This is a genomic window from Zhouia spongiae (genome assembly GCF_022760175.1).
GTDB classification, from domain to species: Bacteria; Bacteroidota; Bacteroidia; order Flavobacteriales; family Flavobacteriaceae; genus Zhouia; species Zhouia spongiae.
The window spans coordinates 2,037,941-2,053,090 of the sequence record NZ_CP094326.1 but is presented as its reverse complement, the minus strand read 5'-3'; the positions used below and the strand labels follow the sequence as shown (position 1 = coordinate 2,053,090).

General features: G+C 36.6%; 9 protein-coding genes. 3 read left to right on the top strand and 6 right to left on the bottom strand.

Annotated elements, in window-relative coordinates; translation table 11 throughout:
* Positions 1–10: 10 nt before the first annotated feature.
* Entirely contained in the window at positions 11–3,436 is a 3,426-nt protein-coding gene (locus tag MQE36_RS08970) for a TonB-dependent receptor (RefSeq protein ID WP_242935642.1), read from the bottom strand.
* A gap of 139 nt (positions 3,437–3,575) precedes the next feature.
* The gene (locus MQE36_RS08965; RefSeq protein ID WP_242935641.1) at positions 3,576–4,730 is read right to left on the bottom strand and encodes a FecR family protein; all 1,155 of its coding nucleotides are present in this window, start codon (positions 4,728–4,730) and stop codon (positions 3,576–3,578) included.
* A gap of 166 nt (positions 4,731–4,896) precedes the next feature.
* Between MQE36_RS08965 and MQE36_RS08960 the strand changes: the two genes are divergently transcribed.
* Both MQE36_RS08960 and MQE36_RS08955 read left to right on the top strand, forming a co-directional pair.
* Positions 4,897–5,469, top strand: a complete 573-nt coding sequence (locus tag MQE36_RS08960; protein WP_242935640.1) for an RNA polymerase sigma factor — start codon at positions 4,897–4,899, stop codon at positions 5,467–5,469.
* A gap of 732 nt (positions 5,470–6,201) precedes the next feature.
* Positions 6,202–8,712, top strand: coding sequence for a toxin-antitoxin system YwqK family antitoxin (locus tag MQE36_RS08955; protein ID WP_242935639.1), 2,511 nt, complete (start codon positions 6,202–6,204; stop codon positions 8,710–8,712).
* Between the two features lie 485 nt (positions 8,713–9,197).
* On the opposite strand, the gene MQE36_RS08950 is transcribed toward MQE36_RS08955, so the two are convergent.
* The 3 genes from MQE36_RS08950 to MQE36_RS08940 form a co-directional block, all read right to left on the bottom strand.
* Positions 9,198–10,088, bottom strand: coding sequence for a bifunctional 5,10-methylenetetrahydrofolate dehydrogenase/5,10-methenyltetrahydrofolate cyclohydrolase (locus tag MQE36_RS08950; protein WP_242935638.1), 891 nt, complete (start codon positions 10,086–10,088; stop codon positions 9,198–9,200).
* Between the two features lie 87 nt (positions 10,089–10,175).
* Positions 10,176–11,513, bottom strand: coding sequence for a signal recognition particle protein (ffh, locus tag MQE36_RS08945; protein ID WP_242935637.1), 1,338 nt, complete (start codon positions 11,511–11,513; stop codon positions 10,176–10,178).
* Positions 11,514–11,605: 92 nt separating this feature from the next.
* Positions 11,606–12,364, bottom strand: a complete 759-nt coding sequence (locus MQE36_RS08940; protein ID WP_242935636.1) for a zinc metalloprotease — start codon at positions 12,362–12,364, stop codon at positions 11,606–11,608.
* A gap of 500 nt (positions 12,365–12,864) precedes the next feature.
* On the opposite strand from MQE36_RS08940, the gene MQE36_RS08935 reads away from it, so the two are divergent.
* Positions 12,865–13,215: a DUF6686 family protein gene (locus tag MQE36_RS08935; protein WP_242935635.1), complete on the top strand. Its 351-nt coding sequence runs from the start codon at positions 12,865–12,867 to the stop codon at positions 13,213–13,215.
* A gap of 66 nt (positions 13,216–13,281) precedes the next feature.
* On the opposite strand, the gene argS is transcribed toward MQE36_RS08935, so the two are convergent.
* Positions 13,282–15,054: an arginine--tRNA ligase gene (gene argS / locus MQE36_RS08930; protein ID WP_242935634.1), complete on the bottom strand. Its 1,773-nt coding sequence runs from the start codon at positions 15,052–15,054 to the stop codon at positions 13,282–13,284.
* Between the last annotated feature and the right edge of the window lie 96 nt (positions 15,055–15,150).

Genomic DNA, 15,150 nt, shown 5'->3' with positions numbered 1-15,150 from the left:
AATCCCGTATTTAAAATGTTAGATTTAATCCCATGGTATAAGACTTTACCTGTGGGTAAGAAACATAATCTCCGCTTGTAACAGGTCTTTCAGGATCTAAACCCGGAAATGAACTAAATGTTACTACATTATCTAAAGACACGAATAGTCTTAAGTTAGAAATCGGAAGTTTTAAATCATCAATTAAGCTATTGAAAGTATACCCCAGGTTTATGTTCTTTATACGCATAAACGAAGCGTCTTTGAGGAAATAAGATGACGTATAGGAAACCCCATTGTTTCCTGCTCCTCTTCCGTCTGCAATATAAAGTCTTGGCATGGATGCATCCGGATTTTCAGGTGTCCATCTGTTTCTCCAGTCTTTTATAGGCATCGCATTTTGTCTGAATGGCTCAATTCCCCACCCTGTAACATATGTTTTTTGCCCCTCAGACCCGAACAAGAAAACAGTCAAATCGAAGTTTTTCCAATTTGCTGTCAGATTTAAAGAGTAATTGAAAGTAGGATACCGACCATCGATCACTACCTTATCTTCCTGATTTACCACACCATCATTATTTTCATCTTTTAATCTTACACCTCCGGCAACATTGGCTCCTCCGGCGGGGGTTTGGTCGGGTGCCTGCTGTGCTTCCTCTTCCGATCTAAAAATACCATCGTATTGATACATAAAATATGCATCGTATTCAAGTCCTTCCCTGAATATGGTTCTGTTATTGATCTGTTGCCCCCCGAATTTTACCAATTCATTTTTAAATCCGTATATGCTTGCATCGATAGCAAAGTTGAAATCCTCTCCTAAAGTATCTCTATACCCCAACATAAATTCATATCCGGTATTGCGCATTGTCCCTCTGTTTACTATTGGCGGGTTTAAACCTATGTAATCCGGAATCTGTCCCTGACGTAAAATGTCTGATGTTTCTTTTTGATAATAATCAAAAGTTATATTTAGCTTATTACTGAACAGGGAAGCATCTAAACCAAAATCTAACATGGTAGTTGTTTCCCAGGTAAGTGAATTATCGGTAAGAGAACTTCTTGAAAACCCTGTTAGTGTCTGACCTCCTATATTGTAATAAGTGGAGTTTAACAGTGTCTGATACGGGTATGGAGCCCCATTGAAGTTATTGATGTTCTGATTACCCAGTGAGCCATAAGAGGCTCTGAATTTAAGATCGTCAAGCCATGAGACGTCGGCTAAAAAAGCCTCATCCGAAATTCTCCACGCAAAAGATCCGGAGTAAAACAAACCCCATCGGCTATCTTTGGGTAACCTTGATGTTCCGTCATAACGCATACTTCCCTTAATGATATACTTATCTTTATAGCTGTATTTTGCATTTCCATAGTATCCAACCAAGCCCCATCGGTCTGCCCTGCTATTAGATCTGGCTCCGCTTGTAGAACCAGCATCTAACTGCCTGATATCATTCGATGAAAATCCTGTTCTAAAACCGGATAAAAATTGTGTGTAATCCTTATCCTGCTGCCTACCTACCAATGCTTCCATCTTGTGATCTTCAGAAAAATCATGTTTGTATCTCAACTGATTGTAAATAACTGTATGGGTATTTTTAGTATTACTTATGGTAACTCCATGCGGAGTCCCTACATCCAGGTTACTGATAAAATTACCCGTCGAATAGTCATATTGAGGGATTGTGGGTTGGGCATCATTGACATCAATAAACGAATAATTTACGCCTATTTTGTTTTCAAAAAACAAATTGTCCATCAGCTCCCAATCGAATGAAAAATTGGTTTGCCCGTAAAGTCCTTTAGTTTGTTTTCTGGCATATTCAATAATCCCCAACACATGCTTGTTACCATTTCCAAACCCTGTAGCGTTTCTGCCAAAGATCGAGCTGGAAAGTCTGCCGTCGGGTGTGTAAGCCGGCACCATCGGATTTGTTGCCAAAGCAGAAAGAAATTGATCTATAGCTCCTTGTCGCGGACCTTCCCTTTCGTCATATCTCAATAAATTATTAAACGAAATCTTTATTCGATCAGAAACCTGAGAAGTTAAATTGGCCTGGGAGGTATATTTCTCATAATCAAAACCCTTGAATACACCCGGCTGATCAGCATAGCCTATACTTATGTTATAATTGGTCTTTCCTTTAGCCCCGCTAATTCCCAAGTATTGGTTTTGAGAGATGGTAGATACAAAAACCTGGTCTAACCAATCGTATTGAGGATAGATGCTTCGGTCTCTGTTTGGGTCTGAATAATTTGCTATGTCTTCATCTGTATAAAGCGGATTTGCCCCTAGGGTATTATTGGCCGCTTCATTAAAAAATGTCATATATTCTACCGGGTCATTGATTACATCTGGTACCATAGTTGCCTTCTCTAAAGACAGGTTACTATTGATAGTTACAGAAAAACGATCTCCTGTTCCTCGTTTGGTAGTCACTACAATAACCCCGTTTGCTCCCCTAGAACCGTAAATAGCTGCCGATGCCGCATCTTTCAGAACTGTAATATTATTTATATCATTAGGGTTAATGGCGTTCAAACCTTCACTTGAAGGAAGTCCGTCTATGATTACCAACGGATTATTTCCTGCACTACTAAATGTTCCCGGTCCCCTTATCAGTAAATTGGTTCCTGTATTACCGGGCTCTCCTGAACTCTGTCTGACCTGTAATCCTGGTAACCGACCTTGTAATAACTGATCTGCGCTGTTAGAGACTCTTTTGTTTAATTCTTTTGATGAAGTAGTAACTACAGCACTGGTCAGGTCTCTTCTTCTTTGAGATTCATAACCAACCACCACCACTTCATCTAATGCTGCTGCATTTTCCTGAAGGGTGACATCTATATTTGTCCGGGTACCAACAGCGATTTCAACTGTTGTAAACCCCACATAAGAAATTACTAAAACTGCATTTGTTCCGGATACATTAATAGCATAATGACCATCAAAGTCTGACTGTGTACCATTAGAAGTCCCTTTTTCAAGAATATTAGTCCCCGGTAGTGGTGTACCATTGGCATCTCTTATTGTCCCTCTCACTAAACGCTGCTGAGAACCTGATTCTATTTTGACATCTTCAGGAATGTCAAGCGTTTTCTTTTTTGTTAACAACACCTGACGATTATATACTTTATAATCGATATGTGTTCCTTTAAAAAGCAATGACAGAACATCATCTATCTTTTTCTTTTTCACATGGATACTTACTTTTCTGGTAAGGTCAACATTAGTGCTTTCGTACAAGAATCTAAATTCAGAAGTTCCTTCTATCTCCTTAAAAACCTCACCTACACTCGCATTATTCATATCAAGTGTAAGTTTAGTATTCTGCGAGTAAGTACTTGCCTGAATTTTAAATAACGAAACCAAAAGTAAAATCGTGGTAAGCTTCATCTTTAAGTCGAATTTTAGAAATTGCCTGTCCGACAACGACCTAATCATGTATTTTTTCATAATTTTGTGTTGGTTTTAAATAATTCATTTTAACATTGTTTAAATCAAATTCTAAATCGGGAAATGGGTCCAAGCATTTTCCGATTTTTCTTTTTAAAAATTAAGGATACTTCATAGTTCTGTATGTTTTTAAGGTTAGTTAGTATATCATTACTTTTTCCTGAGTCATTTTATAATCAAAAGGGACTATCTGTTTAAGGGCAATTAAAATATCTTCAAGGCTTTCAACATCAATACTGAATCTTGCATTCAATTCTTTATGCGCTAATTCCGTATTATTATTTTCTATAACCACATTATATTTTCGCTCTAATTTTTTAACCATACTTTCAAAAGAGGTATTTCTAAAAACCATTTCGCCATTTATCCAACTCGTATATAAATCTACGTCCACATTTTTTACTTCTGCCTCCAGAGTTTCTTTATCCCACAATGCTCCCTGGTTAGGTTTCAGTACAATGGTATCCTTAATAGTCACCGAGTTGGTTAGTTGAACCGATCCCTCTACCAATACTGTTTTAATGTGTCGATCTTCTTGATATGAAGACACATTGAATTCGGTACCCAATACCTCAATGGCAATATCATTAGCACTAACTATAAAAGGATGTACCTTGTCTTTTGCAACTTTAAAATAGGCCTCTCCCTTAATAAACACCTCCCGCTGATGTCCCCTAAGAAATTTTACAGGATATTTTATCTGGGTTCCGGAATTGAGGTGTACTACCGTACCGTCAGACAACTCCAGATCAAAAATTTTTCCATAAGGAATTTCTAATTCGTTAAATACAAGCTCATCTATGCCTGATGGCTGGTTATAACTGATTTTATTCCCTTCCTGTTTCCCAATAACAAGTCCGGAGCTCGTTACTATCTGCCGTCTCTCTCCTTCTTTTATGACTTTCACAAAGTCATCTCCTACTTTCAACCTGATAGATTCATTATCTATTTTGAGGTTAGCACCCGATAAGAAATAATGATAGACAAAGAAACTACAACCCAACACCATGATGAACATTGCGGCATATTTTAGCAATGGTTTCCAAACAGGTATTTTTGGTGCTCTCTTTTCATCCATTCTCACCTTAACTTTATTCCAGTCCTGTTTTTCATCAATACTATCTATAAAAGCCAACGTGTCCTTTACTCTTTCTTCACTGATTATCTGGAAGAGGAATTCTTTTTCTTCAGTATTTAGTTCTTCAACAAGTTCATGAGGGATTGATCCCTTGCTGTGAAATTCTTTTAAAATGAGTTTTAACCTTTCTAGTTCTTTTCTTTGTATATCTGGCATTATCTGTTTATAATTTTTATATATGTTTATCGTTCTCGTTTTTAGGGTGACAAAATTTTTAAGTTTTTTTTAAGAATTTAAAAAAGATGTCACCGGAAAAGAAAGAAAAATTCATAAATTAGCTTCCAATCGAATTAAAAAACCAACCAAACACTTTTGTTTCTTTATGATACAAAAAGACTCTTATCCCCTAAAAAGGAAGGAACAAGATGAACTTAATATCGAGTACCTTTTCGAAAAGTATTACTCTTATTTGTGTTTGATTTCTTTTGGTATTGTAAAAGATCGGGATATTGCCAAAGATTTGGTTCAGGAGTTTTTTGTATCGTGCTGGAAAAGAAAAGAACGTATCATCATTGAGACTAACTTTAAGGGATACGCCGTTAAGGCAGTTAAAAATCTATGCCTGCAACACCTCAATAAAATCAGAAAAGAAACGGAATTTCTCAATAACCTTCCCATGGAAGGAAATGATCTCGAAAAAGAATCTGATGTTGATGTACCGATTCAAAATATATTGGAGGTTGTCAATAAGTTACCTCAGGATCGTAAAAACATTTTTCTGTCCTATGTTTTTAATCAGCAAAGCTATTCCGATATCGCAGAAGAAAATGGCATTTCAATCAATACTGTAAAAACCCAAATGAAACGCGCATATAGATTTATACGTTCTGAAATCTCTAAGGAAGGTATAACCGCCGTTACCTCAGCTTTTTTTCTTTATCTTTTAAATAGCTGATCGCAGAGGGCTTGACAAAATGCCTTCCTTACTATGTTCATAAAAAAAGGATACATCCGATAGTAATTCAACTTCGATAAAGCAAGTGTGTTTTCTCTAGCTTTTTCATAATCCGATAACGCAATTTTTCAGGCTTGATAACTTATAGTGAATCTCCAAAGCCTAATAGTAACCGCTCCAACTCATAGTTAAGTTTTACCAAAAAGGTTATTTCAATACTACCATCTTCATATTCCTTCACCAATCTTTGGGAATGATGTAAAGGTTTGGTCAGAACAATGGAAAGAGATTTTTTCTGTTAATAAATAACCCGTTTTTTGAACCAACATTATATTTCCCCCTTAAATACTGCACAAATCTTAGCTCAGCAGACGTTTAATGCCCATTGACATAAAGAAGCGGAAGTCAAAAAAGCCTTACAATCACCAAATGTCAGGTTGAGCGCAGTTAAAACTTACTGATAATCAGACACAACTAGTTTTTGACTACGTTCGATCGGACAGTAAATATCCCTTTTCAGACCTCTTATATTGCACAAGAGTACTAACAAGGAAAAGCTTGTCATAAGAATGGTTTTGAAGCAGAAAACAATATGCCATAAACCTGAGTTGATTCCTATTCACAAGACGAAAGCCACTGCCCGACTAAAAACCCTCTCATTATTAAAGAAAAAACCCCTAATTTTGCCATCTGTTACAAACTCATAAATGAGTTTACACTAAATATGCATTCATGAATAAATTCATCGTAATTCCTCTCTTGTTTTGTTATATCACAGTTTCTTATGGTCAAAAAGACACCCTTTGGTTTGATAAAAAATGGAAAGAAACCACCAAAAAAAATGCTCATTTTTATCGACCTTCTGTAAAAAAAGAAGGAAAACTGTACCGTGTAAACGATTTTTATATTAACGGCTCCCTCCAAATGACCGGGCTCTCAAAACGCAAAGACAGTATCAATATCTTCCAGGCAGTATGGTACAATGAACAAGGACATCCCACAAAAGAATTAAACTGCGATAAAGATAAACGCAACGGCACCTGCACTTACTATATTGAAAAGGAAGACAAAACTACCATAGCCAGGGAAGAGTTAACCTATAAGGATGGAAAAGTTATAAAAACGATATACTTTGAAGGTGATAAAAACGGTATCCGCCTCGAAGGCTATTACGACAACGGCATGACCGTCAAAAATATATACTACGACAAGAACGGTAAAGAAATAGGACAAGCAACCTATAACGACGGACAAACAGTTGGTAAAAAAGTACAATATTATTACAACCCGATGAGGGTAAAATCTATCACGGAATATCAACTGGGCACTCCGGTTTTTACCAGGTCTTTTTACCCTAACGGCTCCCCTCGTAACCAATTTAATGAAACTACATTAACAGAAACATTCTATGATGATCAGGGCAACCGCTTAGGAGCCATAAAATACCAATACAGTAAGGAGTCAAAATATAAAACTCCTTATGAAGGAACCGCCTATTCGTTTTCTTATAAAAATCCTTCTTCCATTGAAAAAATAAAAACTTTCAAGAGGGGACTGGTAATCGGAATTGATGAATTCAACGAACAAGGTATCTTAATCAAAAGAGAAGAATATACAGACGAAGGTATCCCTGTTAAAATTATTAGCTATGACAACACAGGGCGCCAAATTGGAGTCCTACAAAAAATAAACGATAAACTCGAAGGCAGACTGGTTGAAACTAAAAAAGCAGACAATAAAGACATTACTTATAAAAACGGAATTGTACAGGAAGCAATTGAATATTATACAGATACCACATCAATATTCCTTCACTTAAAAGATTCCCTAATTACCTATTATGATATTTCCGGAAAGAAGCTGGGAAAACTCAAGGTCATACCAAAAGAGAATCATTATAGCTCCGGAATTTTGGGAGCAGCCTACTACGAACCTACTCCTGTAGAAGGTTCTTTATTCAAAATCAACTACAAAAACAAAATTGTCGAAAAACACGAATTTAAAAACAAAAAATTACGAGCCAAAACAACATATACCTATCTCGAAGATGACAATCTCTATAAAGAAATGGAGATATATAATGATAAAGATGCATCAAAAACGATAACCTATTATATAAACGGAGGAAAAAAAAGTGAAATAAGCTACGATCTAAACTCGTACCGTAAAAAATCAATGGCAGTCTATTACGACAAAACAGGTAAGGTCATGGCCTCTTATAACTTCAAGACTAAAACCGGAACAGAATACAAATATTTCTATCGTACGGATCAAATAGAAACGATGAAACAGTACGAAGAAGGTAAACTTATAAAAATCAAAAGCTACCAGAAAGAATACAATTTAAATACGGGAGAATATGAATATGTGTTAAGAGAAGAGGTAGATATCAACTCACAAGCCCTGTTCTATTCGAAAGAAGGTAAATTAATAGCTCAGGCCACCTTTACCAATCAAAAGCCAACCGGAAAGATGTACGATTATAAGAAACACAGAGAAATATACATGAAAAACGGCTTAAAGGAAGGGTCTTATCGTAAATTTAATTATGACGAAGAAACCCTACAGGAAAAAGGTTACTACCTCAACGATAAAAAACATGGCACCTTTACATATTATTACCAAAATGGTAAAAAACAAAAGGAAGAAAACTATCGAGAAGGTGAAAAAGAAGGTTACACTATTTATTACAATAAAAACGGCAGCGAAGATTCCCGTCTTTTGTACAAAAACGGAAAACCTTTTGAAGGGCAGAAACCCAGCCTCTATGGCAATAAAAAGTTCTATAAAGACGGCGCGATAATAAAAGAAATTCAACAAAAAGAAAATCAGAAAACAATCACTGAATATCTATCAGAACACGAAACCAATACCACCATTTACGACTCAATAGGGAATACGTTATTAAGCTACGGAGAGCTAAACAACCAGCTGCACGGTAAAGTAGTTCAATACCAAAACAATAAGCCCCGATACACCGCTGTCTTTTCTAAAGGAAAGCTAACAAAAGGTACGGTATGGATAAAGGCCGACAGCCAGTTTCAGTCTGAGGCCTATTCTCAGTTAAACAGAGAAGAAGATCTTGTTACCATTAAGACCTATAACAAAGAAAACATCCTCCTTTTTAATGGCACAATAAATCCTGCTCTTTATAAAAATTACAACGAAAATATCTTATCCTATAAATTGGGAATCAGGAACATCTATAGGGAAAATCTTTATATTTTCGAACTGCCGGAATAACGTTTTTAAACTCCATACATTCCCTATGAATTCCCCATATGTACACCTACCTTCCTACAGGATAGAGCCTGACTCGTCGCTAAAATAACTATACAGTTTATTAAATATATCTTGTGGTGTTTTCCTCTATTGGGCATCCCTTTTTCTTCAAAATATAAATGGAATGTACCTTGGCTTGTCTGATAAAAAACTTGAAGTAGGTTATTAATGTTTCAGAGCGTATAAGCTTTAAGAGGTCTGAAGACAATTCCAATACTGCTTTTTTCACTAAAACCCTTTTCCTCTTTTTGATTCACACTCAATTTATACGATCGATCCGTCTTAATTATAAAACGAAATATACAAAGCTTTAATTCAAAAACAGCAAGGGAAGCCATATCTGGCTTCCCTTGCTGTTTTTATAGTAGATTGGTCTCGGAGTAGATCCTGTGAAATCCCTTAAGGAATATTTTATAAGGACAAATCCCGTAAAACCCTTTGGGTAATTATTTGCTCAGTTTATTCCTTCTGCGATCTCTTGCTAAAAGCGTATTTTTAAGTAACATCGCTATAGTCATCGGCCCAACTCCACCAGGAACAGGGGTGATAAAACTTGCTTTCTTACTCACGTTATCAAAATCAACATCTCCGGCTATATAATAACCTTTAGGCTTAGATTCGTCAGGCACCCTTGTAATACCCACATCAACAATAACAACATCATCCTTTACCATCTCCGCCTTTAAAAAGTGAGGACGCCCTAAAGCTGTTATTATAATATCGGCCTGGGAAGTGATTTGTGTAATGTTCTTTGTATGACTATGGGTAAGTGTCACTGTAGAATTACCGGGAAATCCTTTCCTACCCATTAAAATACTCATTGGCCTACCCACAATATGCGAACGCCCGATTACAACGGTATGCTTTCCTTTGGTTTCTACATTATAACGCTCTAATAATTCTAAAATACCGAATGGAGTGGCTGGAATAAATGTACTCATATCTAAAGCCATTTTCCCAAAGTTCATCGGATGGAATCCATCTACATCCTTATCAGGGTCTATAGCCATTAATACTTCCTGCTCATCAATCTGGGGAGGTAATGGTAATTGAACAATAAATCCGTCAATATCATCATTCTTGTTCAACTCATCGATCTTCTTAAGTAATTCAATTTCGCTGGTAGTACTAGGCATTTTAATTAATGTAGATTCGAAACCCACACGTTCACATGCCTTAACTTTACTACCTACATAAGTTAAACTGGCACCATCGTTTCCTACTAATACTGCTGCCAAATGAGGAACTTTTTCCCCTTTTTCTTTCATTTTAGAAACTTCGGCTGCAATTTCATCTTTTATTTGACCTGAAATCTTCTTTCCGTCGAGCAACTCCATCTTTTGTGTTGTTAAGCGGTTTTGGTTATTAAAATTTATGTAAAAAAGAATCCCGCATAAGTATGCGGGAATTATTAAATTGTGTTTTTATCTCATTCCTTTCATTCCTCCCATCATCTGCATCATCTTCTTTCCGCCGCCGCCTTGCATCATTTTCATCATTTTCCCCATCTGGTCGAACTGCTTTAAAAGTTGATTTACCTGTTGTATGGAAGTACCGCTTCCCTTGGCAATCCTCTTTTTTCTACTCGCATTTAAAACGGAAGGATTCGAACGCTCGTCCGGAGTCATTGAATGAATAATCGCCTCAATTCCCTTAAAAGCATCATCGTCAATATCTATTCCTTTCAGGGCTTTAGAGGCACCGGGTATCATTCCTAGTAAATCCTTCATATTACCCATCTTCTTGATCTGCTGAATCTGGTTTAGAAAGTCATCAAAACCAAATTTATTTTTAGCGATCTTTTTCTGTAGTTTACGAGCCTCTTCTTCATCAAACTGCTCTTGAGCCCGTTCAACCAATGAAACCACATCTCCCATACCGAGTATTCTATCCGCCATACGTTCTGGATAGAAGACATCGATAGCTTCCATTTTTTCACCGGTACCTATAAACTTAATAGGCTTATTTACTACAGATTTAATAGATAGCGCAGCACCACCTCTGGTGTCACCGTCAAGTTTAGTCAGGATAACGCCGTCAAAATCAAGCACATCATTAAAAGCTTTTGCTGTATTAACAGCATCCTGACCCGTCATGGAGTCTACTACAAATAATGTTTCTTCCGGAGTAATAGCTGAATGAATATTACCGATTTCAGTCATCATTTGCTCATCAATCCCCAAACGTCCTGCGGTATCGACTATAACTACATTATGTCCGTTAGCCTTTGCATGGGCCACCCCGGCCTTTGCAATAGCTACAGCATCTGAATTGCCTTTATCGGAATAAACATCAATATTCAGTTGTTCTCCTAAAACATGTAACTGATCTATCGCCGCAGGTCGGTAGACATCACATGCCACCAACAAAGGCTTTTTAGTCTTTTTGTTTTTAAGGAAGTTTGCCAGTTTACCGGAAAAAGTGGTTTTACCAGATCCCTGTAAACCTGACATTAAGATTACTGTCGGCGCTCCGGAAAGATTGATACCTACTGCTTCACCTCCCATTAACTGGGTTAGTTCATCTTTTACCAACTTCACCATCAACTGACCAGGCTTCAGCGAACTGAGCACGTCATGACCTAGTGCCTTCTCCTTAACATTGTTGGTAAACTCTTTGGCTATTTTGTAGTTAACATCGGCATCTAATAATGCACGACGTATCTCCTTTAACGTTTCCGCTATATTGATCTCGGTAATTTGACCATGCCCTTTTAACTTATGGAGGGCGCCATCGAGTTTTTCACTTAAATTATCAAACATAGTAATCCTTCTTGCTTTAAGAACCGCAAATTTAAGGATTTGTAATGAAGATTAATAAAATAAAACGCTAAGTTTTGACGAACCGATGGAAACTACCTGCCTCCATTAGCCCTCAAATCTGCCAGACATTGGGGATCTAAGGATGGAATGACACTCCCTGACACCAAATTAAACACTCCTCCGGACTCTACCTGATAATTCATAAGGCAGCCTTCAACGTCGCAATGGTGTCCATTTGCCTCATCCTGATGATCTTCAATCATCACTGTACCCAGGTTTACCAACCCGAACAAATGCGATAATTCATGGCATAAAACAGTAGATTCGAGCATAACCTTATCCGGTTCTCCGGGTTGATTACTGCTCTGTTGTAATGTATTCTGGTAGATCACCATAGATGTATTTCTGTAGGCCGTACCCAAAACAACTGAGTTTCCCTCATCCTGATCAGACTTGCCGTCTATAAACATAATACTTAAAGCCAAATCGTCTCCCGCATTATACGTTTCTCTGTAAACATTCTCAAGGTCTGCTATCTCTTGGATGGTATACGGCGATTCAGCTGGCGACGAAATTTCTTTCTCTACAAAAGACACCCCTCCCGGCTTATACGTCCGTTCTAAAATAAAATCTTTTAAATTATCCAGTGATTCCTGACTAGGCCTAAATCCCGACACGTAAATAATTTCGATCGTCAGGCTTTTAAAATTCTCGTCGGATAAGAAATCGTTTGCAGAAGCTCCTGTTGTTTGCCTGTTTGCTCTTTTAAAATCCTCATCCTCCGATGTTGAATCTTTACTACATCCAACAAAGGTTAAAACAAACAATAGTAAATACAGGACTCTTTTCATAGCTGTCTTTTAAAATTTTATTCCGCCAAATTTACAAATTAAAATGAAAGCCACTTAAAACAAGTGACTTTCATTATTACTATCCATAAAACTTACCCAGAAGGATTTTTTTAGCACCCTCGCTCTAGTATAACCTTATGATCTCCTGAGATCGAGACAATACATTCTGCACTCAGTTCACCAACTATCCAATTGTTATTGAAGTCAGTCAGATTCTCCAAATTCAGTCCTAATATCAAATTACGTTTGCATTGACGTTCATTTGGCATTTTCTGCCTTATCGATATAAATTACCGGCCGGAGTTCACGAACATTCTTGGGTTTCGTATCATTTTTTCTATACTACTGAAAAACAACTAATTGAATATGTTACTTGAGATCAGCTCCAATGTAAGTTCCAGGGTTTATTTTCAATAACTCTTGAAAAATTCAATATTTCTTTATCTTTATTTTTATTAAGTCTAAATAAATACCTATTTTTGAATCGAAAATAAAGAATTGTGTGTAACAAAATTCAAATACTCAACAGAACTAAAAACGGGATTTTACTTTATTGTAATTTCAACGACATCTATCATTTATTATACAATAATTTAAATTTCAATTTCACAGCTTATGAATTTGAAAGTTTTTGTAAATACTTAAACGATACCAATGTTGAGTTTTGGGAAAATGAATACAGGCATTCCTTATACCACAAACGCATTCCTATTCCGACCATACAGGCTAATTTGCTCATATTGATCGATCAGGAAGAAGTAAAAGAATTGAAACACCTGGTCTTAAGCAAGGAAAATGCATATCCTTTGCTGAAAGTAAAGGATATTGATCACAAAATATTTATGAATTAATACTTGTAATTGTTTAATTTGGTTAGTTTGAAATCAGCCGTTACACTATGTGTAACGGCATTTTTTTTACATTCTTTCGGGCGCATTAATGCCCAGCAATTTAAAAGAAGATGCTATGATATCTCCTACTTTATCTGATAATTGAACCCTAAAGATCTTTTCATTTTGATTTTCAGCACCTAGAATTGACACATTCTGATAAAACGAATTAAATTCTTTTACCAGGTCATAAGTGTAATTGGCTATCAAGGCCGGACTATAATTCTCTGCTGCATTTTGTATTATTTCAGGGAATAATTGAACTTGTTTCAACAGTTCTTTCTCCTTTTCATGCAGAGCTTCTAATTTCTGCTTTTCAGAGCAATCAAAATCGGCTTTTCTTAAGATACTTTGGATCCTGGCATATGTATACTGGATAAAAGGACCCGTATTACCTTGAAAATCAACAGATTCTTTCGGGTCGAATAAAATTCTCTTTTTAGGATCCACTTTTAAAATATAGTATTTAAGCGCTCCCAGTCCGATGGTTTTGTAAAGTTCATTTTTCTCTTCGTATGAGAGTCCTTCCAGTTTCCCCAGCTCATTCGATATCTCTTCTGCTGTACGAGCCATTTCAACCATCAGATCGTCAGCATCAACAACGGTCCCTTCTCTGCTTTTCATCTTTCCACTTGGAAGATCCACCATACCGTAACTTAAATGATATAAGTGTTCAGCCCAGGTATAACCAAGTTTTTTAAGAATAAGGAACAATACTTTAAAATGATAGTCCTGCTCATTGCCCACGGTATAAACCATACCATCTATATCCGGGTAGTCTTTAACCCGTTGAATCGCAGTACCTATGTCCTGAGTCATATAAACTGCCGTCCCATCTGCCCTGAGCACCAGTTTTTCATCAAGCCCTTCATCAGTCAGATCGCACCAGACCGATCCGTCTTCTTTTTTAAAGAAAACTCCTTTTTCTATACCAGCGGCTACAACATCTTTTCCTAAAAGATAAGTATCACTCTCGTAATATAAGGTATCAAAATCAACACCCAGATTTTTATAGGTCACATTAAATCCTTCATAAACCCATGCATTCATTTTCTTCCACAAGGCGACAATCTCTTCGTCGCCGGCTTCCCACTTACGCAACATTTCCTGGGCTTCTAATAAGATCGGAGCTTCTTTTTCGGCTATTTTCCGGTCGGTTCCATTAGCAACCATTGCCGCTATCTCTTCTTTATATATTTTATCGAAGGCTACGTAATAATTACCTGCCAGCTTATCACCTTTTAAATCAGCAGAAGGCTCTTCTCCATTACCAAACTTTTGATAGGCCAGCATACTTTTACAGATATGTATTCCCCGATCGTTTATGATCTGAGTTTTATAGACCTTTTTTCCTGAAGCCTTTAAAATTTCCGCAACGGCATATCCCAATAAATTATTCCTGATATGCCCCAGGTGTAACGGCTTGTTGGTGTTCGGTGAAGAATATTCAACCATGACGGCCTTATTATCTGTATTTGAAACATACCCGTAATTTGTTTTATCTTTTATCCGGTAAAAGAAATCAGTATAAAAAGAATCGTCAATAACCAAATTTAAAAAACCACTGACAACATTAAAACGATTAATTTCTGAAACGTTCTTCTCAAGATACTCTCCAATCTGCTGACCAATCTGAACAGGATTACCTTTTATATGTTTTAATAATGGAAAAACCACAAGCGTAATATCCCCTTCAAAATCTTTACGAGTTGGCTGAAACTCTACTGATTCAAGATCAATATCAAATAAATTTTTAACTGCTTCTTTTACTTTAACCGATAAAACGTTTTGGATATTCATTACGTCAGAATTTTGAGGTGCAAAGATACATTTAATTGGCGACTTAAAATAAGGTTTGGGTTTTGAAAGCCAATCGCACATATATCTTAATATTTG

Bases quoted from the DNA above. Each gene is read 5' to 3' on its own strand.
- argS (WP_242935634.1), bottom strand. From the start codon at position 15,054: ATGAATATCCAAAACGTTTTATCGGTTAAAGTAAAAGAAGCAGTTAAA.
- MQE36_RS08965 (WP_242935641.1), bottom strand. From the start codon at position 4,730: ATGCCAGATATACAAAGAAAAGAACTAGAAAGGTTAAAACTCATTTTA.
- MQE36_RS08955 (WP_242935639.1), top strand. From the start codon at position 6,202: ATGAATAAATTCATCGTAATTCCTCTCTTGTTTTGTTATATCACAGTT.
- MQE36_RS08960 (WP_242935640.1), top strand. From the start codon at position 4,897: ATGATACAAAAAGACTCTTATCCCCTAAAAAGGAAGGAACAAGATGAA.
- MQE36_RS08950 (WP_242935638.1), bottom strand. From the start codon at position 10,088: ATGGAGTTGCTCGACGGAAAGAAGATTTCAGGTCAAATAAAAGATGAA.
- MQE36_RS08970 (WP_242935642.1), bottom strand. From the start codon at position 3,436: ATGAAAAAATACATGATTAGGTCGTTGTCGGACAGGCAATTTCTAAAA.
- MQE36_RS08940 (WP_242935636.1), bottom strand. From the start codon at position 12,364: ATGAAAAGAGTCCTGTATTTACTATTGTTTGTTTTAACCTTTGTTGGA.
- ffh (WP_242935637.1), bottom strand. From the start codon at position 11,513: ATGTTTGATAATTTAAGTGAAAAACTCGATGGCGCCCTCCATAAGTTA.